The organism is Volucribacter amazonae (assembly GCF_029783845.1).
GTDB classification, from domain to species: domain Bacteria; phylum Pseudomonadota; class Gammaproteobacteria; order Enterobacterales; family Pasteurellaceae; genus Volucribacter; species Volucribacter amazonae.
On record NZ_LWID01000001.1, the window covers coordinates 57,899 to 83,487 of the forward strand.

Sequence of the window (25,589 nt, forward strand, 5' to 3'; positions counted from 1 at the left end):
TCTACGCTATTTAATCATATCTTATTTCCCCAACCACTGCGCCAATCCACTCTGTCGTTTTACACGATTGCGTACGGCGGTTTTCCAGATATTTTCGTTGCTGAATACGCTAAATTGTTGCTTGGCTCGTGTAACAGCGGTATAAATAAGCTCTTTTGATAATAAAGGGGTAAATTTGGTGGGTAGAACCAATAACGTATGTTCAAACTCTGAGCCTTGTGATTTATGTACTGTCATCATAAAAGCAGGTTCGTGGCGTGGAATACGGCTGGTAATCACGCCTTTAAATTGGTTATTTCCCATTTCAAACCAAACTTTGCCCTGTCCTCGTTCGTCAAGCAACGCCAAACCAATATCGCCGTTATATAATTCAACTTGGTTATCATTTTCTAACACCATAATTGGCTTGCCAAGATACCAATCTCGTGTATAACGAAAATTCACTAATCTTTTTTGTTTTAAACGCAAGGCAATTTGTTGATTGAGGTTATCCACACCGTAATCCCCTGACCGAAGTGCGGTCAAAAAACGGAATTTTTTAAATAAGGCAAAAATTTGTTGTAGCTGTTGTGAATTCACTTCCTCAACATTAATGCCTTGTAATTGCTGTAAATATTGTTGGTAGCATTGCACCGCTTGTTCCACAATCAAGGCGATATTTTGTGCTACGTTATCCTGTAACAAAATAAAATGAATATCTTGATATTGTGTAAATAAGCTCAGACTTAAATTATCTTGGCATTGATTGACCGCATTGGCTAAATGCCCTATACCTGAATATTGCTGAAAACGATAACTTTTGCGTAAACTACATAAATGATCGCCGATAGGATTTGCTTGTAAATCCTCTGCCACTTGTTGCCCTGTGGTTTGTAAAAGATATTGTGTTAAGGTTGGGCTATATCCTTGTTGTTCAACTTGGGTCAGAAATTGCCCTAATTCGCCTAAAATTGCCCCTGCCTCTACGGAAGAAAGCTGATCTTTATCGCCCAATAAAATCAATTTTGCTTGAGCAGGCAAAGCGGATAACAATTTTTCCATCATAGCTAAATCCACCATAGAGGCTTCATCAACCACGAGGACATCAAGGGGCAAGGGATTGTTAGCATTAAAATAGCAACGATCATCAAAGGGACGTAATCGCAATAAGCGGTGTATGGTAGAGGCTTGTGTCTGAATAAGCTCAGCTAGCTGAGGGATATTTTTCACTTCTCGCTCTAAGGTTTGTTGCAAAGATTCGCTTAATCGGCTAGCGGCTTTACCTGTAGGAGCAACTAATTTTATTCTTAGCAGGGGTAAATGTTGTTGCTGACGTAATAATTGTAACGTGGCTAATAAACGAAAAACGGTGGTAGTTTTGCCCGTTCCCGGTCCACCAGTGATTAAGCAAAAGGATTGTTTAACTGCCGTTGCCACAGCAATTTGTTGCCAGTTAATTTCTTGCTCTGAGTGAGCAAAAAGCTGTTGTAAAATGGTCTTAACCGCCTGTGGATCTGGGTAAAAATTTTGTGAATTTTTGACCGCACTTTGTAGATAATTCGCCAATTTATATTCATCTTGCCAGACACGATAAAAATAAATCCGTCCAAATTGAAACACTAAAGGGGCGATATGTTGTTGTGGATTGGAACTAAAAGCAATATGCTCGGCTAATGCCCTTTGCCATTGTTCTGAGGGTAAATGATCGATTTTTTGCCAAATTTCTGCCAAATAATCTCGTTCCCCTTGCCGATAAGCTAAAGCAAAAAAATCCATATTTGGGTTGTTCTGCAAAGATAAACAAATATTGCCCTGTTGATAGCTATAACTGCATAATGCCGCCAATAAAATCGCTAAATTTTGAATGGGTTGAGCATAAGCATAAGGTTGCTGTTTATCGGCAATCATTTTGGCAAAATAATAATCCGCCTTGCTAATTATTTGCTGTTGGGTTAATTGAGCTAAAAGGGATAACATAGTTCTTCCTAAAATAATTGGTCAAGCTGTTCAATCAAAGCGGCATCAGGTTTATCAAAATACACACCATATTCCGCATTTATGCCATTCATACCTCGTACAAAGGTATAAATCACGCCACCAAAATGCTGTTCATATTGATAATTAGGATCTCGCTGGCGTAAATAGCGGTGTAATGCCAAAGTATAAATTAAATATTGCAAATCATAATTTGCCGATAGCATATAAGGTTGTAGTTGATCCTGTTGGTAATATTGTGGCGAATTGCCTAAATAATTGGATTTATAATCCACAATATAATATTGCTGTTGATGACAAAAAACTAAATCAATAAATCCTCGCAACATTCCCTGTACCGCCTCAAACTGGAAATCGGGGCGAGGGCAATGGTATTGTGCCAATAATTGATTAAACTTATGCAGGTTAAAAGGTTTACCCAATTTCAAGTAAAATTGCCATTCTCTTAGCATTTGGGTAGGCGTAATCTGGGCAAGGGTTAAATTTGTTCCCTTAACTAAGGGGGTATTAATTACCGCCTCAAACCATTGTTGTATAGGTTGTTGCCATTGGGGATCAAGTTGTAATTGCTGGCATAATTGTTCTATTAATGCCAGATCTGCCCCTTGCTGAAATTGTGCCAACTCAAAATAACGGTGCAATGCCACCCCCACTTGCATTCCCATAGGAAAATCAAAGGGGCTATAACCTGTTGGGTAATTTTCATCATTGTTAATATCAAGATTATCTTCCAATAACCCTTGAGGTTCGTTGCTAAAATACAGATCGTGATCCTGTGCATCATCAAAAAAAATATTCTGATTTTGCACCGCACTTTGGCTTTTTTGTTGTTGATAATTTAACGCTGTAAAACTGCTAATTTGCCAATTTTTTTCAATGTGTCCGCTAAATTCTCTAACTTGTAATTTATCTTGTGGCTTATTCGCTTGCCATGGTAGCGAAGAAAATTCTGCTTGAGTGAATATTGCAGATTTATCACAAAAACGAGATAAATAACTCGCCGTATCCAAGGGTTCGGACAAGGTTTTTTCTGTGCCAATCTTACCTTGAGTGAGTACATATAAAAAGGCATTCCAACCTTGTTTAAGCTCAAATTCTTTTGGTAAACTGATGGCAATTTGATATTTAGCTCGGGTTAAAGCCACATACAATAAACGCAACTCCTCCGCCATTGCCTCATAATAAATAGCGTCTTGATGCTGCTGATCCATATCCCAACAAATTTGTTGACCTTGTTCATCATAATAGGTTTGAATTTGCCCTGTGGGCTTTTTCATCGCCTCCGCTAAAAACGGCAACCAAACTAAATCATATTCCAAGCCTTTGGATTTATGGAATGTTACAATCTTGATTAAATCTTGTTCGCTTTCTAAACGAATTTGTTGTTCATCTTGGCGATCCTTACCTAAAATTTGATCTTCAAACCAACGCACTAATGCTCCATGACTTTCATGCAAAACACTGGCTTGTTGCAGTAATTCGGCTAAGTGCAAAATATCGGTTAAACGGCGTTCCGCATTTTTTTGTTGCATTAATTTTTGTGGGATTTCCTCTGTTAGCAAGAGATGATGCAACATTGCCAGCACCCCTTGAGATTGCCAAATACGTTGATAATGTACAAAACGCTCTAACCAATGTTGCCAAGATTGTTCATCTTGTCTTACTCGATGAATTTCAGCACTATTTAAAGCAAATAAAGCAGTAGAAATGGCATTTAAGATTGCTCGTTCATTAAACGGATTTAAGCAAGCGGTTAAAATCAAGGCAAGCTCTTCAGCCTCTTTACTATCAAATACATTTTGGTTATCTGATAAATACACCGAAGGCAATTTTAATTCCGCCAAAGCATTTTTTATTAACGCCGCCTCCTGCCAATTTCGCACTAATACCGCAATATTACTGGCTTTAATCGGCTCACCATTAAGCGTAGCTTTCTTTTTATCAGAAAAGGCTAACCATTGTTGAATACTCTCTGCACAAATACGAGCTGCCTCCACTTTGTCATTTTTTTCCTGTATATAACATAACAAAGGGGGCTGAACCTGCTGATCAAGATGAAAAGTAAGTCGTTGTTGTGCTTGTACAGGCTCAAATCTGATTTTTTCATAAAGAAAAGAGGAATTAGGTTGATGAAAATTAAATAACTGATTAACGGTTTCAACCACTGCCACATCGGAACGCCAATTTTTATTCAAGCTAAAGCGTTGTGAAGTTTGTTCTGCCGCAAAAAGATAAGTAAAAATATCCGCACCACGAAATTTATAAATCGCCTGTTTGGGATCGCCGATCATAATAAAACCATTTTGGCTTTCTGTAGATTGAAGATAAATTTTGGCAAAAATATCGTATTGAATGCGATCCGTATCCTGAAATTCATCAATCATAGCAAAAGGATATTGTTGATGAATTAAATGGGCAAAGGCTTCGCCCTGTTCCCTATAAAGAGCCTCTCTTAACAAGGTTAATAAATCATCAAAGTTTTTTTGTTTATGATTTAACTTATACTTTTCTAGCTTGTGGCGTACCCCGCAAAGATAGTGCCATAATAATACTTTGCTATAAATAGGATATTGCTCAACTTGTTGATTTATTTCATCAATTTTCTCAAATAAAGGGTGTGTTAATGGTTCTGCCCCCTCATCACAATATTGTTGTATTAACGCTTGCTGACTAAAATATTTACAGAGGTGTGATGGCAAATTTTGTTCATCGCTACTTGCCCAAGTCTCAATATTAGCAAACCAATTTTCCACATTCTTGGCTTTAAAACTGGTGCGTTTTAACCGCTTTGGCTCGCCTTTTTTATAGCTTTTTTGCAATTCAGTAAAAACCTGTTCTTTAATCTCCTCTTGAGCCGCTCGCCACTGTTGTTTTAACTGGGTAATATTTGCTTGACTGGCTTCAATATATTGTTGAACAAATTGTTCAAAAGGCAAAGTTAATAAGTGCGGTTGATTTATGCTTGGATTTAATCTTGCTCCTGATAAATAAGGCTTTAACTGTTGCACGACTTCTGCTGGCGATTTCAGTTCTCCACGAACAAACTGACTTGCCACTGGCGATAAAGGATAATAATGTTCTCGCCAATACTGGTTTGCCAGTTGTTGATAAAGCTCCGTTTGGTCTTTACTTAACTCTAAATCAAAATGTATGCCTGAATTAAAAGCATATTGCGTCAAAATTCGGCGACAAAAACCGTGAATGGTATAAATTGCCGCAATATCCATATTTTGCTCCGCTAATACTAAACGTTGTATAGCAAGATCAATATCTTGAATATGGCAAATTAATTCCACCAGAAAAGGATCATAAGGCGATAAATCCTTATCTTGTTGATATTGGATCAAGGCTTGCTTAACTTGGCTTATCCTTTCTCTAATTTTTTTCTTAAGTTCTTCTGTTGCTGCCTCAGTAAAGGTTACCACCAAAATATTTTCTACCCCTAAAGGCACAGAAAAAGGATTTTCGCCTGCTTGTAATAATAAACGTAAATACAATGACACCATTGTATAGGTTTTACCTGTCCCTGCCGAGGCTTCAATTAAACTAATAGCATTAAGGGGTAAACGAATTGGATCAAGGGTTTGCATCGCCACAATGATTACCTGTTTGTTGATTAAATTAGAAATTGATAACTTTATCTGCCCATAATGTCCAACTCGCCACATCATCTAATGTGCCTAAGCTCACGCCTTGTGCTAAAGGTAATTGACTTATGGCTCTAGCGTTAGTACAAGTAGTACAAAGTTTGACTTCCGCCCCTTGTGCGGTCAAAATTTCAATTAATTGTTGTATATTATTACCCTCTTTCGGTGATTGCCCTGCCAACCCTGTTAGCACAGCGTCCGAAAAGCAAAATAACTTAATCTGCACTTGTTGCCCATATTCCTCTTGTAAATTAATGGCTAACCGCAAGCCATTAAAGGTTTTTTCTGTACCATAAGGGGATTCATTTAAAATAAACAATAATTTTTGCATAATGTTTTCTCCAATATTAAATAGAAATAGTTTTTATCAGCAAATTTTATAGTCATCGCACGTTAAAATAATACAATGTTGGCATCGCCCTACTCTTTACCTTGTCTTATTTAAATTGGAACGACTATTTTTCAGCAAGATGTCGCAAAAATGCCTCCGCATTCATAAAGCCTGTAATTCTCAAAGATTCAATTTCTTTTCCGTTATGATCAAAGAATAAAATGGTAGGTAGCCCTAACACCTTAAACTTGTCAATTATCGCTTTATTTTCCGCTGAATTTTGGGTCATATCTACTTGTAATAACAACATATTGCTCAGTGTTTGTTGTACATTGGGATCACTGAAGGTATATTTTTCAAACTCTTTACAAGCCACACACCAATCCGCATAGAGATCAAGCATAACCAAAGGTTTTTGGTTATCTGTTAAATATTGCTCTAATTGTGCTAAATTTTTAACAGGTTCAAATAGATGATATTGGGGCTGGCTTAGTGAATAAGGCGATGAGGGTTGCCATAACCAATCTTGCAAAGGTTTAACAAGCACTAAGGCGAAGATCAAGAAAAGTAAACGCAATCCTTGTCCGATACCTTGTGATTTCATTTGGCTGGCTAACCATAAAAAGAATGTTGTCCCTAACAATGCCCATAATCTTAACGACCAATCTGGTTGAATACGAGAAAATAAGAAAATCGGTAAGGCAAGCAAAACAAAGCCAAAAGCAATTTTTACCTTTTCTAGCCAAGCCCCCGATTTCGGTAATAATTTATTGCCAAATAGCGTGATCAATAACAACGGAATGCCCATACCTAAGGCAAGTAAATACAAGGTTATTGCCCCTGTGAACATATCTCCACTTTGTGCAACATATAGTAATGCACCCGATAAAGGAGCGGTGGTGCAAGGTGAAGCGATAAGTCCTGCCACCATTCCCATGATAAACACACCAGCAAAAGCACCTGATTGTTGCCGTTGGCTAAATTGTACTAATTTAGTTTGCCAACGCTGTGGTAATTGCAAATTAAACAAGCCAAACATTGATAACGCTAATAAGATAAACAATATAGAAAACCCTATCAGCACATAGGGGCTTTGTAAGGCGATTTGAAAAGGTAATCCTAGGGTAACCACAATCAGCCCTAATAAGGTATAGGTTAATGCCATACCTTGTACATAAACAAAACTTAAAGCAAAGGCACGCCATTGAGAAGGGCGTTGTTGTCCAATTACAATCGCCGATAATAGAGGCAACATCGGCAACACACAAGGGGTAAATGCAAGCCCTATCCCCAATAGGAAAAAGCCCAACATAGCATACTTACTTGAACTTAACTGATTAGCAAGTTGTTGAGAGGATAAGGATTGGCTAAAAATATTGTCATTTTGTACCGCACTTTGTTTATACCATAATGCCAAATCTACTTCCTGTGTTTCGGGAGGATAACAAAATCCTGTGGTACAGCCTTGATAATGTACCAATAATTTTCCCTGTTTTTGATAACTTAAAATAGGCACATTAAGATTAAGTTGATCTTGGTAAATCACGACTTCGCCAAAAAATTCATCTTGGTACTTTTTGCCCTCTGGCAACTGAATTTGCCCTATTTCTGCATTTTCGGCGATGATTTCAATTTCTTTCTGATAAAGATAATACCCCTCCGCAATATCCCAATGTAACTGTAATGCCTGCCCTTTTTGTTCACTAATACTAAAGGCAAAGGCCTGTTGTGCGGGTAAAAAATGCGAATTACGTTGAAATAAATTAGCCGATAAGGTAAGGGATATGCCACAAAGAAGTAATAATAAAAAAATATATTGCCATATCCCTGTATGTCTTTTTATCTTGTTCATTATGCTTGCTTAAATGCCTTAATTTTTTGCAAATGTTGTGAAATTTTTTTAAATTTATGGCTTTCTTGCTCGTCCCAAACCACTTCATAAAAAGGAGAGAGTAAATCTGCACTGGCTTTAGCATCAAGGGTTTCATCTTGCTTTGATAAGAAAACCAAACATTTTCCTTGATTTTTACTCCTAAATTTTTCTACACATTTGGTCACAATGTCTTCATATTCCTCAGGACGATCAATTTTCCCCTCCATATTATGCTGAGGAAATAAATTAGGATTAAAGATCACTTGCTTAATCCCACATAAAAAACCAATACGTTCAGACCAATATCCGCCCAAACCAACCCCACAAATAAGCGGGTTGGGATCTTTGCTTTCATTCACCAATTTATGCACTTCATTTAATAAAAATTGCATATCGTGACGAGGATAACGCGTGCTGTAATTAATAAAACGCACATCATCATCAATAAATTTTAACTGTAAAATTTTCTCATGATTACCCGGACTGGTGGAATCAAAACCATGTAAATAAATAATCATCTTATCCTCCCTAAAAAACTCACACAAAATACACCGCACTTGGCGAAAACATATCTTATTGAACCAAAAATTATATCATTCAACAAGCAATTTTAGCTGATATAATCATTTTATAATGCCCTAGCTTTGACGAAGTATTTATTTTAGAATACTTCTCTTATCCGCTCTTTGGAAAGCAATAAATTATGAAAATCTCAGCAAAGCTCTTTATTTCACTCATTATTATTGGCATTTTCGCTGGCTTGGCAGGTGTATTACTGTCGCATTTATTGCATGGGGTACAACATTATGCCTATGGCTATGCTACAAACGGACAAGACATTCCCTTTTTAATCGGCGTAAGCCAAGCCTCGGGGGCAAGACGCTTTGGGATAGTGTTACTTTGTGGCGTAGTAGTAAGCCTTGGTTGGTATCTGTTACACCGTTATTTTGGCTCTCCTGTTTCTATCAAAGCAGCCTTAGATCAACCCCGTCAAGGCTTGCCTTTTTTCCGCACGCTTTATCATGGTTTATTACAAATTATCAGCGTAGGTTTAGGCTCGCCACTGGGACGTGAAGTTGCACCAAGGGAAGTCAGTGCTGCTTTAGCAACCTTATGGTGTAAAAAAACACAACTTTCCGAGCAAGAAAGCAAACTGCTTATTGCTTGTGCCGCAGGTGCTGGTTTATCCGCCATTTATAATGTACCTTTAGCAGGGATTATTTTTACCCTTGAAACCCTCTTATTATGTTGGTCAGGAATCCCTGTTATCGCCGCCTTTATCACTTGTGCTGTTGCGACAATCGTTTCTCGTATCGGTTTAGGAGATTTAGTGCAATATCATTTAGTTGAAACAGAATTAACCCTTTCATTATTCTATTGGGCTGCATTAATAGGGCCAATCATCGGTATACTTGTGTATTTGTTTAAAAAAACCACCCAATATTTTCCTTGGCTTAAACGTAACGACAAACGCATTATTCTTGTGGGTATCTTCAGTTTTAGCCTTATTGCCCTACTCGCTATCTATTTCCCTGCGATTTTAGGTAATGGTAAAGCGGGTAACCAATTAAGTTTTTGGGGATTAATCGGCTGGCACGATAGCCTCGCCTTAATGCTTATCAAATGGCTAGTGATTTTGCTTGCTCTCGCCGCAGGCGCTTATGGTGGCTTAATCACGCCCTCAATGATGTTAGGAAGTACCTTTGCTTTTAGTTCGGTATTTTTATGGAATGGCCTCGGTTTACCAGCTATTCCCCTAGAATCTGCCGCCCTTATTGGTGCAACCGCATTTTTAGCAACCTCTTTAAATATGCCTATCACTGCATTGGTTTTCTGCTTAGAATTAACCCGAGTTTCCCCTGCATTTTTATTTCCCATGGCAATCGCCACCGCCGGGGCTTACTTCACCCAATATTTGCTAAAAAATAGACATATCAACAAAGCATAATTTACTCTTAGGCAATCTTCTTGAAACAATACCACATTGGAATAACTATAAAAGATTGCCTAAAAGCTAAAAAAGTGCGGTAGGTTTTCTGATTATTTTTATTGATCGTTATATATTTTTAAATATAATGATATTCTTTATCATAAGAAAATATATAAGATAATGGATAAAAATATTCAACACTACATTTTTGACATTGATGGCACTATCGCCTTAGCAGGGCAAAAAGTTGCTCCAGAAATTAGCAACAAAATTATCAAGTTAGCTAAACAACACCAAATTATCTTCGCTTCAGCTCGTCCTATCCGAGATATGTTGCCAATGCTAGATAGTCGCTTACATCAACAAAGTATTTTTATCGGCTGCAACGGTGCAATGGCTTATCACAATGGACAATTTCTCCATAGCAATTTACTCAAAAAGAGCGACTTACACCGCATACTAACTCAGCTAAAACAACATAATATACCTTACGTATTAGACGGAAAATGGCATTTTTCCCTTTCTACCATACCCCACCCATTTCATGACTATATCCTATCTTTAAGTGATCAACAACAAGAGGAACAACAACTCATCACACAAGGCATCAGCAAAATCCTTGTGCTAAATGATAAGCATATTGCACAATTCCAAGCCTTAAATCCTCAAAATTTAACCATTCATCGCCATAAATCGGAACAATTTTTTGATATTACCCCTGCCAATAACAATAAATTTTATGCGATAAAACAATTAATTAGCGATCAACCTTATATCAGCTTTGGCAATGATGAAAATGATTTTCTTACCTTAGATCATGCAAAAGTAGCGATATTTGTAGGAGATCGCAAAAACTATCCACAAGCGGATTATTATATTCAACCCCATGAAGTGATGACGTTGCTTGATCAGTTTATCTAAGTGCGGTTAGTTTTTCCATATTTTTATGCTACAACACAATCCGATTACCCACTTTAGAAAAATTCATAATAAATTGGCTTTTATAACGGCGGACATAATTTTCACTGGTAAACACTCGACAAGTAAAAGCGTGATAACTCTCCATACTTTCACTATGCACCAATAGCAAAAAATCATAGTCGCCTGAAATTTCGTAACAGCTCATTACTTCCGCTTCTTGTTGCATACGACGTTCAAATACCTGTTTTTGTTGCGGATTTTGGTTTTCCATTTCCACCATAACAAATACACTAATTCTCCGCCCTACTGCCACAGGATTAACTAATGCCACTTGCTTAATAATCACTTTCCGCTCAATCAAGGCTTGCACACGTCGTTGGCAAGTGGATAAGGAACAAAAAGTTTGTTCTGCCAATGCTTTTAAACCAATACTCGCATCATCTTGTAGGATCGTTAAAATCCGTTTATCTAGTTCATCTAACTGCTGCATATTTTTCTCAACTATAATCAAAAACAGAAAAATATTATCACTAAATAAAATAAATAAGAAAATTATTTTCAACTTATTCCGCTATGATAAGAAAATATAAAAATACATAAGGATAATTAAAAATGAAAAGCTATTATCAAGGGTTAATCATCTGCGTCATTTCACAATGCTTGTTTGGTTCACTCTATCTATTTAGCTATGCTATGCAACCACTTGCTGGCACTGAAATTTTTGCTTTACGTATGTTAGTGATGGCAATTGGATTATGGCTATTAGTTATCACTACACTCCCTGCAGGTAGCCTTAGAGGCTTTATCCGCAACCATCTAGGCACAAGCGGCAAACGTTGGAGCTTAATGTTGCTCTGTACCACTATTTTAGCCAGCCAATTATGGTTATTTATGTGGGCTCCCATTAATCAAGAGGGAGCAAACGTCGCAATGGGCTATTTTTTATTTCCCTTAATGATGGTGTTAGCTGGACGAATTTGGCGAAAAGAGCAACTTAGCCCATTACAAGCCCTCGCTTTATGCTTAGCAATGATAGGGGTTGGTTATGAATTTTATCAACATCTCTCTTTTTCTTGGACAACCCTTTTTGTCGCATTATTCTATCCACCTTATTATTTAATCCGCCGAGCAATGAACATTCCTGCTCTATTAGGCTTAACCTTTGATATTTCCATTATTGCCCCAATTGCTTTTTGCTATTTGTACAGCCAAACCAATGCCTTTAGTTTTATTGCCAGCGAACCACGCTTTTATTGGCTACTCGCTTTATTAGGCATTGTTAGTACATTAGCGATGTATTTTAACTTATTATCCAGTGCTATTTTACCGCTGAAACTGTTTGGTCTACTCAGCTATTTAGAACCAGCCTTATTATTTTTATGTGCTGTCTTTTTGTTGGATACTCCAATCCAAACCAGTGCTTATATTAGTTATGGCTTTATCTGGGCAGGGTTACTCGTGTTAGTTATCAATGGTTTTTTACATTCAAAGAAATAACCATTTCAAATGTGAAAAACAAAGTAGCACGCCAACAAGGCGTGCCAGTACAGTATTATTTTAAAGTGGAACGACTATATTTTACAGGAGAGCAACTATAAAACAAAAACCCAATTATAACCGACACATTCAACACCTGTATCGCCAGCCAGCCTGCTGACCAATATAATAAACCGCCTGCCAACAACGCCGCTAATGTATTTGCCAAATAAGTGGCAGTGGCGTTCAGCCCTTGCCATTGTTGCGGATTATCAGGGTAAGCATTGAGCAATAACGTCCCGCCACTAAACATTAAACTCCAGCCCATACCCACCGCAATTAAGCACACCAGATAGCCCCCATATTCAGGCAGCGCATAAATAGCCAATGAACCCAATAAAAAACAAATTGCCCCCAGTTGAATAAGCGTGGTGATTTTGATTTTTTCTAACAGAAACGGCAAGGCTAACGCAGGGGCATACATGGCGATAAAATGCCATTGTAAAACCCTTGCACTTTGTTGCACATCATAATGATGCTGATGCATCACCAACGGCGTGGCGTTCATCATCAAGGTCATTAAGGCAAAACCAATGGCACAGCTGAATGTTGCCAATAACACCGATTTAGGCATCGCCGATAAAGGAGGACGGCAATGGATTGCCACCATTTTTTGTTCATGGGGCAACACAATGGCAAGCTGGACAAGCCCCGCTGCAAGAAATAAACAGAGGCTCATCATAAATGCCCCTAAAAACGGATACCCCATGATTAAATCTTGCCCTTTTGCCGCCAGCAAAGGGCCGATTACCCCACCAATAATCCCACTACCAATCAAGAAAGCGGTACAACGCCGCGTTTTGATGGGGTCAGCAAAAATTTCCGCCACCGCAAAACGATAATATTGATTAAACACCGTCGCCAGACCAAACACAAACGCCGCCAACACCAACAGCCAAAAATACCGCCCATATACCGCTAATATCGCCAATAAACTCGCCACCAAGCCCAAGCCACTGCTGAACAGAAAACCACGTCGCCGCCCATATTTCGCCATCACCTTACTGGCATAGCCCACCATTGCCATTGCCCCTAACACACTGGCAGCCAGTGGCAAACTCATCAGCCACGCCACAGGGGCAAGCTGTTTTCCAAGCAAGGGCAACGTTAAGGTTAACAGCGAGACCACTGAACCGAGCAAACCTTGTCCCAATAATAAGGCGAAAAAGGTAACATAGTTTTTCACATAGTCTCCCAATAAATAAAAATGGGCTGTATTAGAATATAAGCCCTAAATTTCACACTATGTTCGTAAGATTTTAAGTTGGTGAGAAAATGTCCCAAAGTTAAACCGAAATTCACATTCTTTCAAGAATAAAGGAAAGGATTTTCGGTCAATACTATTATATTTTCTTAATACACGTTTTGCTTGATTCCAAAAATCCTTAATGCTATTGATGTGATTTTTCTTTACCGCAAAATACGTTTGATGATTAACCCGATAATGTTTAAATTCACTCATATCAAGAACATCATAACACCGATAATAATCCGGTATAAACAAGGCTATCGGGCTATTTAATTTACAATGAGTTATCTGCATTTTTGCTATGCATAACTGCTAATCTAATACAGCCCCATAATTTAAATTAAAACCTACCTAAAACATTCCGCTAAGTATCTCCTAGCGGAATAAAGTATAAATCACTTGATAATTTACTCGGTGATCTCAACATGACGTTCCGTATGCCCCGTATAAATCTGTCTTGGACGCACTATTTTTAAGCCATCTTGCTCGTACATTTCTTTCCAATTAGCAATCCAGCCTACTGTTCTTGCTAAGGCAAAAACCACTGTAAACATAGAGGTTGGAATACCTATGGCTTGTAAAATCAGCCCTGAATAGAAATCTACATTAGGATAAAGTTTGCGTTCAATAAAATACGGATCATTTAACGCAATGCGTTCTAACTCCATTGCCACTTCAAGCAATGGGGTACTCACACCTAATTCTTGCAAAACGTCATGACAAGTTTCTCGCATTACCTTGGCTCTTGGGTCATAATTTTTGTAAACACGATGCCCAAAACCCATTAAGCGGAATGGATTATTTTTATCCTTAGCCCGTTCAATAAAATGTGGGATATTTTCTACTGAGCCAATTTGCTCTAACATTCTAATACAAGCCTCGTTAGCACCACCATGAGCAGGTCCCCAAAGCGAGGCGATACCCGCGGAAATACAAGCAAAGGGATTTGGCCCTGAAGAAGCGACACTACGCACTGAAGAAGTAGAGGCATTTTGTTCGTGATCCGCATGTAAGGTAAAGATCCGATCCATAGCACGTTCTAATACTGGATTGACTACATAAGGCTCACAAGGGGTGGCAAACATCATATAGAGAAAATTCCCTGCATAAGAAAGATGATTTTGTGGATACATAAACGGACGACCTATACTGTATTTATAACACATCGCCGCTAAAGTTGGCATTTTAGCCAATAAACGAATGGCGGTTTTTTCTCTTGATAACTCACAATCTAATTTTAGTTCGTCATTATAAAACGCGGCTAAAGCACTGGTTGCTGCACACATTACCGCCATAGGGTGTGAATCTCGGCGAAATCCCTGAAATAAACGAGTAAATTGTTCATTTACCATATAATGAGCAGAAATTTCCTGTTTAAATTGTGCAAATTGTTCACTGGTAGGCAATTCCCCATTTAACAATAAATAAGCTACATCAAGATAACTTTTATGCGAGGCAAGTTCATCAATGGGATAACCACGATGCAATAAAATACCCTGTTCGCCATCAATATAGGTAATGCTTGATTGGCACAATGCCGTTGAGGTTAAACCTTGATCATAGGTAAATAATTTTTCCTTTTGCAAGGCTTCCACTCCGATAGCGTGGTAACCCAAATTACTTTGATAAACGGGTAATGCAAATTTGCGACCATCACTTAAATGTAATTCAGCGGTTAATGTTGTGTGTAATTTTGGCATAATAGATCCCTCCTGTTTGTTGTGATAGGTCATCATTGCCATAAAAAATTTTGGCAAAAACGACCGCACTTTTTATTTTTATAATCTTGTTTTAAAAATGAGTTGCTCAACTTTATCGGTATAATGGGGAATTTCATTAAAATTCATATAACGATAGGTATCTTCCTGATCTTGAGCAAGTCCTTGTACATACTGCAAATATTCTTGTGTGGTTGGAATACGCCCTAATAAGGCACAAACAGCCGCAAGTTCAGCTGAGGCAAGATAAACAAATGCCCCTTTGCCCATACGATTTGGGAAATTTCTAGTGGAAGTAGAAATAACCGTTGAGCCATCTGCTACCCTTGCTTGGTTACCCATACATAGCGAGCAACCTGGAATTTCTACCCTTGCCCCACTTTTACCATAAATACTGTAATAACCTTCCTCCGTTAGCAAGGCTGCGTCCATTTTGGTGGGTGGTACAACCCATAAGCGAGTGGGTATCATACCTTGATGCTGGTTAAGCAGTTTGCCTGCGGCACGAAAATGCCCAATATTGGTCATACAAGAGCCAATAAACACTTCATCAACCTTATCGCCTGCCACTTCTGAGAGTTTTCTAGCATCATCAGGATCATTCGGCGCACATACAATCGGCTCGGTAATTTCATTGAGATCAATCTCAATAATCGCCGCATATTCTGCATTGTCATCTGCAGAAAGTAATTGCGGATTGGCTAACCAATCTTCCATACTTTTAATCCGCCGTTCTAAGGTTCTTGCATCGCCATAGCCTTCAGCAATCATCCATTTCAATAACACAATATTAGAGGTTAGATATTCAATAATCGGTTCTTGATTTAATTTTATGGTACAAGCTGCCGCTGAACGTTCTGCCGAGGCATCGGAAAGCTCAAAAGCCTGCTCCACTTTTAAATTTTCCAAGCCTTCTATTTCTAAAATTCGTCCAGAAAAAATATTTTTCTTACCTGCTTTTTCTACGGTTAATAATCCCTGTTGAATAGCATAATAAGGAATAGCATGCACCAAATCACGCAAAGTAATCCCGGGTTGCATTTCGCCTTTAAAACGGACAAGTACAGATTCTGGCATATCTAGCGGCATTACCCCTGTGGCAGCGGCAAAAGCCACTAAGCCTGAACCTGCTGGAAAAGAAATCCCAATGGGGAAACGGGTATGAGAATCGCCCCCCGTACCGACTGTATCGGGCAATAACATACGATTTAACCAAGAATGAATAACGCCGTCACCCGGTCTTAAAGATACGCCACCTCGATTCATCATAAAATCAGGTAAAGTATGATGGGTTACCACATCAACAGGTTTCGGATAAGCAGCTGTATGGCAAAAAGATTGCATCACTAAATCCGCAGAAAAGCCTAAGCAAGCGAGATCTTTTAATTCATCACGGGTCATAGGGCCTGTGGTATCTTGCGAACCTACCGTTGTCATTCTTGGTTCACAATATTGCCCTGCTCTCACGCCCTCTACACCACAAGCTCGCCCTACTATTTTTTGTGCTAAGGTATAACCAGCTTTTTGTTCCCTTGCTGTTTTAACCTGTTGAAAAACCTCACTTTCGCCTAAGCCCAATGCTTTTCTCGCTTTGTGTGTTAAGCCTCGTCCAATAATGAGCGGTATGCGTCCACCAGCTCGCACTTCATCAAGTAACACCTCTGTTTTTAAGCTAAACTCCGCTAACACTTCATCGCTATTATGCCGACAAATTTTATTGGCATAAGGATAAAGATCGATCACATCGCCCATATTTAAACGGCTAACATCAACTTCAATAGGCAATGAACCAGCATCTTCTAAGGTATTAAAAAAGATCGGAGCAATTTTTCCACCCAACACAACCCCACCTGCACGTTTATTTGGAATATAAGGAATATCCTCGCCCATTAACCATAATACTGAATTAGTGGCTGATTTACGGGAAGATCCTGTTCCCACCACGTCCCCCACATAAACCAAAGGAAAGCCTTTGGTTTTTAAAGCATCAATTTGTTGCATAGGCCCAATTTCGCCTACTTGATCAGGAATAATCCCCTCTCGTTCATTTTTTAACATTGCCAACGCATGCAAAGGAATATCGGGTCTTGACCAAGCGTCTTGTGCTGGCGAAAGATCATCAGTATTGGTTTCGCCTGTCACTTTAAATACGGTCAAGGTTATTTTTTCAGGTAACGGAGGACGTGATAAAAACCACTCGGCATTTGCCCAAGATTGCAACACTTGTTGAGCAAAAATATTGCCTTGATTGGCTTTTTCCGCCACATCGTGAAACTGATCAAACATTAATAGGGTAAAAAATAAGGCTTTAACCGCTAAGGGAGCTAATTCTTGATCTTCTAATGCCTCAATTAAGGGCTGAATATTATAACCACCTTGCATAGTGGCTAAAATATTAATGGCATCTTGTGCCGAAACAAGCGGAGAAATCACCGCTCTTTTGGCTACATCCGCTAAAAAAGAGGCTTTAATATAGGCCGCTTCATCAACGCCTGCCGGAATGCGGGTTTGTAATAAGTCTAATAGAAATTCTGCTTGTTGCTGATTTTCTGATGGCGATTTTAATAACTCAACTAATTGAGCGGTTTGTTCAGCATTCAGTGGCAAAGGCACAACCCCCAATTTGGCTCTTTCTGCCACCTGCTTTTGATATTCTTCAATAAATAACATAATAGATACCTCCCTTGTAATCACGGAAAATAATAACTCAACCGCTTATTTATCAATCTTAGCCTTTTTGCATATTCGCAATCAGCTGTTGAGCAAATTCAGTGGTAGAACATAATTTTGCCTCAGCTAAATGTTCCGCAAAATCTGCGGTAACGGTTTTATTTGCAATGGTTTCTGCCATAGCTTGTACCACTAAATCAGCTGCCTCTTGCCAGCCTAAATACCGTAACATCATTTCCCCACTTAAAATAATTGAACCGGGATTGGCTTTATTTTGTCCTGCGATATTCGGGGCTGTACCATGGGTAGCTTCAAAAATCGCCACTTGCTCGCCAATATTTGCCCCGGGTGCAATCCCAATTCCCCCAACTTGAGCAGCTAAGGCATCAGAAATATAATCGCCATTTAAGTTCAATGTGGCGATCACATCATAATCCGCAGGGTGTAATAAAGTTTCTTGTAAAAACGCATCGGCAATACAATCTTTGATGATAATCTCTCGCCCTGTTTTAGGATTAACTAAACTATGCCAATCGCCTTTACCAAGCGGTTTCGCCCCAAAACTTTCTGCCACTTGATAGCCCCATTGTTTAAACGCTCCCTCAGTGAATTTCATAATATTGCCTTTATGCACCAAGGTGAGTGAAGATCTATCGTTATCAATAACATACTGCAAAGCTGATCGCACCAAACGTTGTGTGCCTGCTTTTGAAACAGGTTTCACACCAATACCACATTCCGTTGGAAAACGAATTTTGTTTACTTGCATTTCAGTCTGCAAAAACTGAATAACTTTGTCCGCCTCCGCTGAACCCGCTTGCCACTCAATTCCTGCATAAATGTCTTCGGAATTTTCACGAAAAATCACCATATCCACTAATTCAGGTTGCTTAACTGGGCTAGGTGTTCCTTGATAATAGCGGATTGGACGAACACAGTTATATAAATCCAATTCTTGCCTTAAGGTTACATTTAACGAACGAATTCCACCGCCTACTGGGGTCATTAACGGCCCTTTTATCGCTACATGATATTGTTTGATTAAATCAAGGGTTTGTTGCGGTAACCAAACGCCTTCGCCATATTGACGATTGGCTTTTTCGCCTGCATAAATTTCCAACCATTCAATACGCTTTTGTCCTGAATAAGCAAGTGCTACCGCCGCATCAATGACCTTAATCATTGCTGGCGTAACATCAACACCTATTCCATCGCCCTCAATAAAGGTAATAATGGGGCAATCTGGTACATTGAGTGAACCATCAGAATTTACATGAATTGCTTGAGCTGTGTGTTGCATATTAAACCTCCAAAAGAGATATTAAGAGAGGAAAGGCTAAAGACCCTGTATATCCTTAGCATAAAATTTGTGCGTTATTTGAGTATAGATCGTTTTAACTAAATATTCACATTATTTTTACAAAATTTGTGATATATCCCCCATATTTCTTTGCTTAATTAGGACGACGATATTAATCCTATTAAACTTAAGAAATTAAGAGAACGCATTGATATTAAGTGCGGTCAGTTTTAGAAAAATTTTATCGTCGTCTCTCTTTATATTGAAACGACTATCGCTTCTCATTAAACAAGTTTAATGAGAAGCAACTTCATTATCTCCAAGTCATCCAGAAGAAATAGGAAAGCCCACTAATTACGATAATACAAGCAATATTAAGCAATAATCCTACTTTTACCATATCTGATTGCTTAATATATCCTGTGGAAAAGACAATAGCATTAGGAAGTGTAGCTATCGGCAACATAAAGGCACAAGAAGCACCACAAGCAATAATTGCCGCTAAAGAAATCGGTGGCAAGCCAAGTTGTATCGCCACTGAAATATAAATAGGCATTAATAATGCCGCACTTGCTGTATTAGAGGTAAATTCGGTTAAAAAAATGATAAAGGCAGACATAACAATAGTCATAATTAACCAATGTTTTGTCCCAATAAAATTAACGATAGTATCTGCTAAAATTTTGCTTGCCCCTGTTTCTCTTAGCACAATACTTAACACTAAACCACCACCAAATAACATTAACACGCCCCATTCTGTCCGTTCTTGAATTTGTTGCCAATTCGCCGTATTTGACACACAAAAGGCAAGTACGGCAATCATCGCAATAACGGCATCAAAATTACGAATGGATTGATCTAAAGCTAAAAATTGTCTAATAATAGGCTCAATATAGCCACCAAACACTAATAATAATGCGGTAATACTAAAGATAAATAATGTAATAATTCTTGAGGTTGTTAAGGGAATATCTTCCACCTCTGCCTCAAATTGCACATTAAAATTTGGGCGTAATACCAACAAGAGCGATAGCACCATAAAAATAAGTAATAACACCACCACAGGCATACCATAAGGCAACCATTCAGAAAAAGAAATTTTTAGTTGAGAAGCCAAAATCGCATTAGGGGCACTACCAACTAACGTCCCTATTCCCCCAATACTGGAGCTAAATGCAATGCCTAATAGCACAAATACATAGAGTTTTTGATTAGTTTTATAGTCTATTTTATGTAGTATACCTAGGGTTAGCGGTAGCATCATTGCCGCTACAGCGGTATTGTTGATAAATAAGGAAAGTAAAGCAGTAACCGCAAATAGATAAATAATGGTTAATTTTAGATTGCCTTTTGCCAAACGAATAATATGACTTGCCAACCAGAGATCGATTTTTTGAATATTAAGCACTGCGGCAATAACAAACCCACCAAAAAACATAAAAATAATGGGTTCTGAGAAAGGAGCAAAAGCCGCTTTGGTGGATAAAACGTTTAACCCTATGGCGAATATCGGTACCATTAAGGCAGTTATGGTAATATTAAAGGCTTCTGTTAGCCATAAAATCCCCACAAAAACTAATAAAGCTAATCCCCTATTTTCCTGTTCAGAAAAGGGCAATAAATTTAATAATGCAAAAAACAAGATTAAATCTAAAAGAAATATTATTATTCCTCTGGTTGGATTTTTACTGGTTTTAGACATATTACACTCCTGTAAATGATAAGGTTATAAGATGAGTTTAAGTCAGAACGACGATATTTTTCTAAATTTAGTTAATCTGTATTTTTATTAGATTATCCCTGAGAAGGATTAACTAAAATTAGATGATGTTGTGCGGAAATTAGAATATCACTAAATTTTTAATAAAAAAATATAAAATTTCAGTGAAAAAAGAAATTTAAGCTGATTGTTGATAATATTGATGTGTGATATTTAGATTAACCGCTTGTAAGCGATCAACAAAAATCCGAAAAGGCTCACCAAAAGTCAGTTGTAACCCCGTCAAAGCGAGATCATTCTCTAACCAAAGACAATTTGCAACACTCCCTTCAATATTGGTCACCAATACCATTGCCCATTGTCCTGTTTGTTTTATTTTCACTTGCGCTAAGATTTGAGGTTCAATATTTTCACTCCCACAAGGTTGAAAAAACCAACTTTTTGGCTGACTAGGTAATAAAAAATGTTGGGTAGCCACCGCACTATAAGCAAGAATTTCCAATGTTTCCTGCTCAAAACCACAGGCTAATAATAATTGCGTAAAGCGATTATAATCATCAAAATCCACTAATGAACAAGGGCTATTAACAAAACCATCAGAAGCAAGATGCTTCTCTGTTAATGTAGTAAACACCAAATTTTTACTCGGCAATAAAATGGCTAAGCGCCCTCGCACTGGATTATATTGCCACTGACAAAAATGTTGTTGTCCCATATTAGTGTAATGCCTAAATTTGATTAATGAATAATAATTTAATTAACGAATACGGATTTGAATAAAATTCGTATTACTGCATCATAATACTATTATTTAATATTTTGTACTAGCTGTTTAATTAAGTTCGGACCATGATAAATTAAGCCCGAATATAATTGCAATAATTCTGCCCCAGCATCAATCTTTTCTTGTGCCGTTACCACAGAATTAATTCCCCCACTACCAATAATAGGGATTTTACCTTGTAATTCTTGTGCTAAACGTCGAATGATTTGCGTACTTTGCTGTTGCAAAGGTTTACCGCTTAAACCACCAAGTTGCTCAGCATTAGTCTGCCCTGTAACCCTATCACGACTAATGGTAGTATTAGTAGCAATCACACCGTCTATTTGATGACGGCATAGGCTATCGGCAATTTGTACCAATTCTTGCTCGCTTAAATCAGGGGCGATTTTCACTGCAATAGGCACATATTTATTATATTGCTCAGTTAAATGTTGTTGGCGTTGCTTAATCCCCGCCAACAAATCATCTAATGCCTCGCCGTATTGTAACTGGCGTAAGCCCGGGGAATTAGGCGAGGAAATATTGATCGCCACATAATCCGCATAATTATAGACTTTATTTAAACAAAAGAGATAATCCGCCTTACCATTTTCCACCGAAGTGCGGGTGTTTTTACCAATATTTATGCCTAATACGCCGTCAAACTGTGCTTTTTGCACATTTTCTAGCACATAATCCACGCCATAATTATTAAAACCATTACGGTTAATAATCCCCTCAGCCTCCACTAAACGAAACTGGCGAGGACGAGGATTGCCCTCTTGAGCCAATGGTGTTACCGTTCCTACTTCAATAAAGCCAAAGCCCATCGCCGCAAAACCATTGATTGCCTCCGCATTTTTGTCAGCCCCAGCGGCTAGACCAATAGGGTTTTTAAACTGAATGCCCATCACTGTTTTAGGACTGCCAACGGGGCAAGCTAATAAACGTTGTAAGCCACAACGCAACGGCGAATTACCAATGACTTTAAGGGTTTTAATGGTTAATTCATGGGCTTTTTCTGGTTCTAAGCTAAAAAGCACTTTTCGGATTAATGGATACATACTCGTTTATCTCTCTGGATAGTTATCGTCGTCCCACTTTAAAATAATACTGTGTTGGCACACCTCGCCGTACTGGTTGTAGTGTCTTCGGCGTGCCGCCTTGTCTTATTTTAAATTGAAACGACTATATAACTGTTTGGATTACAAACATAGATACTATGCTTGCAAGGCTTTCTCAATTTTTTCAAATAAATCCTTAGATAAGTTTTCCACTTCGCTCAAACGTTCTAAGGCACGCTTCATTAAGGTTTGTCGTTGTTCATCATAACGATTAAAACGGATTAAAGGTTCAATCAAACGGGCAGCAACCTGTGGATTGGTTTCATTTAATTTTAATAGAATATCCGTTAAAAAACGATAACCTGAACCATCAATTGCATGGAAATGACGAGGATTTTGATTAACAAAACTGCCTACCAATGCACGCAAACGATTTGGATTATTAAAATTAAAACTTGGGTGTGAAATAAGCTGTTGCACAATTTCTAACACATTTTCATCAGGTCTAGTGGCTTGTAAAGCAAACCATTTATCCATAACCAAGCCATCTTGTTGCCATTTTTGCTCAAAATCTGCTAATAAATTATCACGACAAGCTAATCCTGCTTTGCTCGCGGCATTTAATGCCGCCAAGCTATCAGTCATATTATTAGCATAGAGATAATGTTGATTAACAACACTATTACCGAACTCCGTAAAGGCTAGATAAGATAAACAAAGATTACGCAAACCACGCAAGGCAATATCTTCTGGTACTACCCGATATTGTTCAAGTTTAATCTGATTATAGATTTTTAACCATTGTTGCTTAAATTGTTGTGCTAAAGTGTGTAGCATAAAATCTCTAACTACCGCAATTCCCTCAGGATCAATGGTTTTTACCTTTTCCGCAAACTCAGTTTCTTTTGGTAAGGTTAAAATTAATGTCGTTAATTCAATATCCTGCTGATAATCCACTAATACTTGCCCAAATGCCGCTAAGACCGATTGAGAAAATTGCAAACTTTGTTCGAGCTGATAACGCATTAAGTTTTCACGTAATTCTTTCGCCCATAACATTTGAGCTGCGTCCCAACGCACAAAATCATTTTCAGCAAATTGTAACAGGGTAACAAGTTGTTCCACTTCATAATTATAATCCAGTTTTACAGGGGCTGAAAAATCACATAATAAAGCTGGGATTGGACGCTGATACACATTATGGAATTCAAAAACCTGCTCTTTTTGTGTTACGTTTAGCACATCATTAAGGGTACGCCCCTCGTATTGCAAAGAAATTTTATCGCCATTCTCGCTATATAAGGCAATTTTTAATGGAATATGCAAATTAATTTTATCCATTTGATCGGCAGTGGCTGGCGTATGCTGTACAACAGTTAATTGATAACAATGTTTTCCTGCATCATAATGATCGGTTACCGTCAATTCAGGTGTTCCCGATTGGCTATACCAACGGCGAAATTGGCTTAAATCAATGCCTGAGGCTTGCTCCATTGCTGCCACAAAATCTTCGCAAGTGGCGGCTTTACCGTCATTTTGTGCAATATATAATTGCATACCCGCTTGGAATTTTTGCTCGCCTAACAAAGTATGTAACATACGAATAACCTCTGCCCCCTTTTCATATACCGTAACGGTATAAAAGTTATTCATTTCAATCACTTTTTCAGGACGAATTGGGTGCGACATTGGGCTGGCATCTTCGGCAAATTGAATTGTGCGTAAAAAACGCACATTATTAATCCGATTAACTGCTCTTGAGCCTGTATCTGAGGAAAACTCTTGATCACGAAAAACCGTTAAGCCCTCTTTTAGACTAAGTTGAAACCAATCTCGGCAAGTAATGCGATTGCCTGTCCAATTATGGAAATACTCGTGAGCAATCACACTTTCAATGCCCATATAATCTTCATCAGTAGCGGTTTGTGGATTGGCTAGCACAAACTTAGAATTAAAAATATTTAACCCTTTGTTTTCCATTGCGCCCATATTAAAGAAATCTACCGCCACGATCATATAAATATCTAAATCATATTCTAAACCAAAGCGTTCCTCGTCCCATTTCATCGCTTTTTTCAGGCTTGCCATCGCCCAATCTGCACGGTTTAAATTGCCTTTATCTACAAACAATTCTAATGTCACTTGGCGACCACTACGAGTCACAAAGTGATCCTGTAACAAATCAAAGTCCCCTGCCACTAAAGCAAATAAATAACTTGGCTTAGGGAAAGGATCTTGCCATTCTACCCAATGTTTCCCCTCTGCTAACTCGCCACAGGCAACTTTATTACCATTTGATAATAAATAAGGATAAGTAGTTTTATCCGCCACAATTCTCGTGGTATAACGTGCCAATACATCAGGACGATCTAGCATATAAGTAATTTGGCGAAATCCCTCCGCCTCACATTGAGTACAAAGTGCCTCGCCCGATTGGTATAACCCTTGTAACGACGTATTTTCCGCCGGCACTAAAATAGTATTAATGGTTAATTCAAATTCATCAGCCGCTAATTCACTTAAATCTAATGTCAGCCCTTCGCCATCTTGCTGATATTGGCTAAAAGGTTGCTGATTAATTTGCACTTGCTCAAATTGAAAACTATGTCCATCTAAACGTAATTGGGTAGCTTGTGGGTTAAGGCGTTTAACCAAACTTTTGGCGGTTACCAAGGTTCTTTGCGGATCTAATTGGAAATCAAGAAAAATATCGGTAATGGTAAAATCGGGCGTTTTATAATCTTTTCTATATTTTGCTTTAGCGACCATACTAAATTATCCATTATTAAAAAATTAAAAATTAAGTGTAGGATAAATATTTATCCCTTAACTTGCAACTATCCAACATAAAATTCTTTGCAAAAACAGACCGCACTTTTGCTAAAATCATGCT

At 38.2% G+C, this 25,589-nt stretch carries 17 protein-coding genes and 1 pseudogene; 3 read left to right on the forward strand and 15 right to left on the reverse strand.

Going from position 1 to position 25,589, the window contains the following annotated elements:
* Positions 1 to 21 precede the first annotated feature (21 nt).
* The 5 genes from recD to ycfP form a co-directional block, all read right to left on the reverse strand.
* Positions 22 to 1,956, reverse strand: coding sequence for an exodeoxyribonuclease V subunit alpha (gene recD, locus A6A20_RS00330; RefSeq protein ID WP_279571606.1), 1,935 nt, complete (start codon positions 1,954 to 1,956; stop codon positions 22 to 24).
* An 8-nt stretch (positions 1,957 to 1,964) separates the two neighbouring features.
* Positions 1,965 to 5,564, reverse strand: a complete 3,600-nt coding sequence (gene recB / locus A6A20_RS00335) for an exodeoxyribonuclease V subunit beta (protein ID WP_279573705.1) — start codon at positions 5,562 to 5,564, stop codon at positions 1,965 to 1,967.
* A gap of 31 nt (positions 5,565 to 5,595) precedes the next feature.
* Positions 5,596 to 5,952, reverse strand: coding sequence for a DsrE/DsrF/TusD sulfur relay family protein (locus A6A20_RS00340; RefSeq protein WP_279571607.1), 357 nt, complete (start codon positions 5,950 to 5,952; stop codon positions 5,596 to 5,598).
* 124 nt (positions 5,953 to 6,076) lie between these two features.
* Positions 6,077 to 7,804, reverse strand: coding sequence for a protein-disulfide reductase DsbD (locus A6A20_RS00345; protein WP_279571608.1), 1,728 nt, complete (start codon positions 7,802 to 7,804; stop codon positions 6,077 to 6,079).
* Entirely contained in the window at positions 7,804 to 8,343 is a 540-nt protein-coding gene (gene ycfP / locus A6A20_RS00350; protein WP_279571609.1) for an alpha/beta hydrolase YcfP, read from the reverse strand. Before ycfP ends, A6A20_RS00345 begins: the two co-directional genes overlap by 1 nt.
* Positions 8,344 to 8,528: 185 nt before the next feature.
* Here ycfP and A6A20_RS00355 point away from each other — a divergent pair, with 185 nt between their 5' ends.
* Together A6A20_RS00355 and A6A20_RS00360 are read left to right on the forward strand one after the other, a co-directional pair.
* On the forward strand, positions 8,529 to 9,773 hold the full coding sequence (locus tag A6A20_RS00355; RefSeq protein ID WP_279571610.1) for a chloride channel protein: 1,245 nt from the start codon (positions 8,529 to 8,531) through the stop codon (positions 9,771 to 9,773).
* A gap of 162 nt (positions 9,774 to 9,935) precedes the next feature.
* Positions 9,936 to 10,676, forward strand: a complete 741-nt coding sequence (locus tag A6A20_RS00360) for an HAD-IIB family hydrolase (RefSeq protein ID WP_279571611.1) — start codon at positions 9,936 to 9,938, stop codon at positions 10,674 to 10,676.
* 28 nt (positions 10,677 to 10,704) lie between these two features.
* Here A6A20_RS00360 and A6A20_RS00365 read toward each other — a convergent pair whose 3' ends face one another.
* Positions 10,705 to 11,166 (reverse strand): Lrp/AsnC family transcriptional regulator, encoded by a 462-nt coding sequence (locus tag A6A20_RS00365; protein ID WP_279571612.1) that lies wholly within the window; start codon positions 11,164 to 11,166, stop codon positions 10,705 to 10,707.
* A 122-nt stretch (positions 11,167 to 11,288) separates the two neighbouring features.
* On the opposite strand from A6A20_RS00365, the gene rarD reads away from it, so the two are divergent.
* Positions 11,289 to 12,173 carry an EamA family transporter RarD gene (gene rarD / locus A6A20_RS00370; protein ID WP_279571613.1) on the forward strand — a complete coding sequence of 295 codons (885 nt, stop codon included), beginning with the start codon at positions 11,289 to 11,291 and terminating at the stop codon, positions 12,171 to 12,173.
* A gap of 55 nt (positions 12,174 to 12,228) precedes the next feature.
* Here the strand turns inward: rarD and A6A20_RS00375 are convergent, their stop codons facing one another.
* From A6A20_RS00375 to pepN, 9 genes and pseudogenes are all read right to left on the reverse strand, one after another.
* Positions 12,229 to 13,398, reverse strand: coding sequence for an MFS transporter (locus A6A20_RS00375; RefSeq protein ID WP_279571614.1), 1,170 nt, complete (start codon positions 13,396 to 13,398; stop codon positions 12,229 to 12,231).
* A 57-nt stretch (positions 13,399 to 13,455) separates the two neighbouring features.
* Positions 13,456 to 13,726: pseudogene (locus A6A20_RS00380) on the reverse strand (transposase); the annotation flags it as partial.
* Between the two features lie 142 nt (positions 13,727 to 13,868).
* The gene (locus A6A20_RS00385; protein ID WP_279571615.1) at positions 13,869 to 15,161 is read right to left on the reverse strand and encodes a citrate synthase; all 1,293 of its coding nucleotides are present in this window, start codon (positions 15,159 to 15,161) and stop codon (positions 13,869 to 13,871) included.
* Between the two features lie 78 nt (positions 15,162 to 15,239).
* The gene (gene acnB, locus A6A20_RS00390) at positions 15,240 to 17,849 is read right to left on the reverse strand and encodes a bifunctional aconitate hydratase 2/2-methylisocitrate dehydratase (RefSeq protein WP_424585400.1); all 2,610 of its coding nucleotides are present in this window, start codon (positions 17,847 to 17,849) and stop codon (positions 15,240 to 15,242) included.
* 58 nt (positions 17,850 to 17,907) lie between these two features.
* Complete coding sequence (gene icd, locus A6A20_RS00395) at positions 17,908 to 19,149, reverse strand: NADP-dependent isocitrate dehydrogenase (RefSeq protein ID WP_279571616.1); 1,242 nt, start codon at positions 19,147 to 19,149, stop codon at positions 17,908 to 17,910.
* Between the two features lie 313 nt (positions 19,150 to 19,462).
* A complete protein-coding gene (locus A6A20_RS00400) occupies positions 19,463 to 20,851 on the reverse strand; it encodes an SLC13 family permease (RefSeq protein WP_279571617.1) in 1,389 nt (462 codons plus the stop codon).
* Between the two features lie 196 nt (positions 20,852 to 21,047).
* On the reverse strand, positions 21,048 to 21,584 hold the full coding sequence (locus A6A20_RS00405; RefSeq protein WP_279571618.1) for a cell division protein ZapC domain-containing protein: 537 nt from the start codon (positions 21,582 to 21,584) through the stop codon (positions 21,048 to 21,050).
* Positions 21,585 to 21,676: 92 nt separating this feature from the next.
* Positions 21,677 to 22,696 (reverse strand): quinone-dependent dihydroorotate dehydrogenase, encoded by a 1,020-nt coding sequence (gene pyrD / locus A6A20_RS00410; protein WP_279571619.1) that lies wholly within the window; start codon positions 22,694 to 22,696, stop codon positions 21,677 to 21,679.
* A gap of 156 nt (positions 22,697 to 22,852) precedes the next feature.
* Positions 22,853 to 25,465: an aminopeptidase N gene (gene pepN, locus A6A20_RS00415; protein WP_279571620.1), complete on the reverse strand. Its 2,613-nt coding sequence runs from the start codon at positions 25,463 to 25,465 to the stop codon at positions 22,853 to 22,855.
* Between the last annotated feature and the right edge of the window lie 124 nt (positions 25,466 to 25,589).

Coding starts and splice junctions, on each gene's coding strand:
- A6A20_RS00385 (WP_279571615.1), bottom strand. CDS start 15,161: ATGCCAAAATTACACACAACATTAACCGCTGAATTACATTTAAGTGAT.
- icd (WP_279571616.1), bottom strand. CDS start 19,149: ATGCAACACACAGCTCAAGCAATTCATGTAAATTCTGATGGTTCACTC.
- recD (WP_279571606.1), bottom strand. CDS start 1,956: ATGTTATCCCTTTTAGCTCAATTAACCCAACAGCAAATAATTAGCAAG.
- rarD (WP_279571613.1), top strand. CDS start 11,289: ATGAAAAGCTATTATCAAGGGTTAATCATCTGCGTCATTTCACAATGC.
- ycfP (WP_279571609.1), bottom strand. CDS start 8,343: ATGATTATTTATTTACATGGTTTTGATTCCACCAGTCCGGGTAATCAT.
- A6A20_RS00365 (WP_279571612.1), bottom strand. CDS start 11,166: ATGCAGCAGTTAGATGAACTAGATAAACGGATTTTAACGATCCTACAA.
- A6A20_RS00405 (WP_279571618.1), bottom strand. CDS start 21,584: ATGGGACAACAACATTTTTGTCAGTGGCAATATAATCCAGTGCGAGGG.
- acnB (WP_424585400.1), bottom strand. CDS start 17,849: ATGTTATTTATTGAAGAATATCAAAAGCAGGTGGCAGAAAGAGCCAAA.
- pepN (WP_279571620.1), bottom strand. CDS start 25,465: ATGGTCGCTAAAGCAAAATATAGAAAAGATTATAAAACGCCCGATTTT.
- A6A20_RS00400 (WP_279571617.1), bottom strand. CDS start 20,851: ATGTCTAAAACCAGTAAAAATCCAACCAGAGGAATAATAATATTTCTT.
- recB (WP_279573705.1), bottom strand. CDS start 5,564: ATGCAAACCCTTGATCCAATTCGTTTACCCCTTAATGCTATTAGTTTA.
- A6A20_RS00355 (WP_279571610.1), top strand. CDS start 8,529: ATGAAAATCTCAGCAAAGCTCTTTATTTCACTCATTATTATTGGCATT.
- A6A20_RS00340 (WP_279571607.1), bottom strand. CDS start 5,952: ATGCAAAAATTATTGTTTATTTTAAATGAATCCCCTTATGGTACAGAA.
- A6A20_RS00345 (WP_279571608.1), bottom strand. CDS start 7,804: ATGAACAAGATAAAAAGACATACAGGGATATGGCAATATATTTTTTTA.
- pyrD (WP_279571619.1), bottom strand. CDS start 22,696: ATGTATCCATTAATCCGAAAAGTGCTTTTTAGCTTAGAACCAGAAAAA.
- A6A20_RS00360 (WP_279571611.1), top strand. CDS start 9,936: ATGGATAAAAATATTCAACACTACATTTTTGACATTGATGGCACTATC.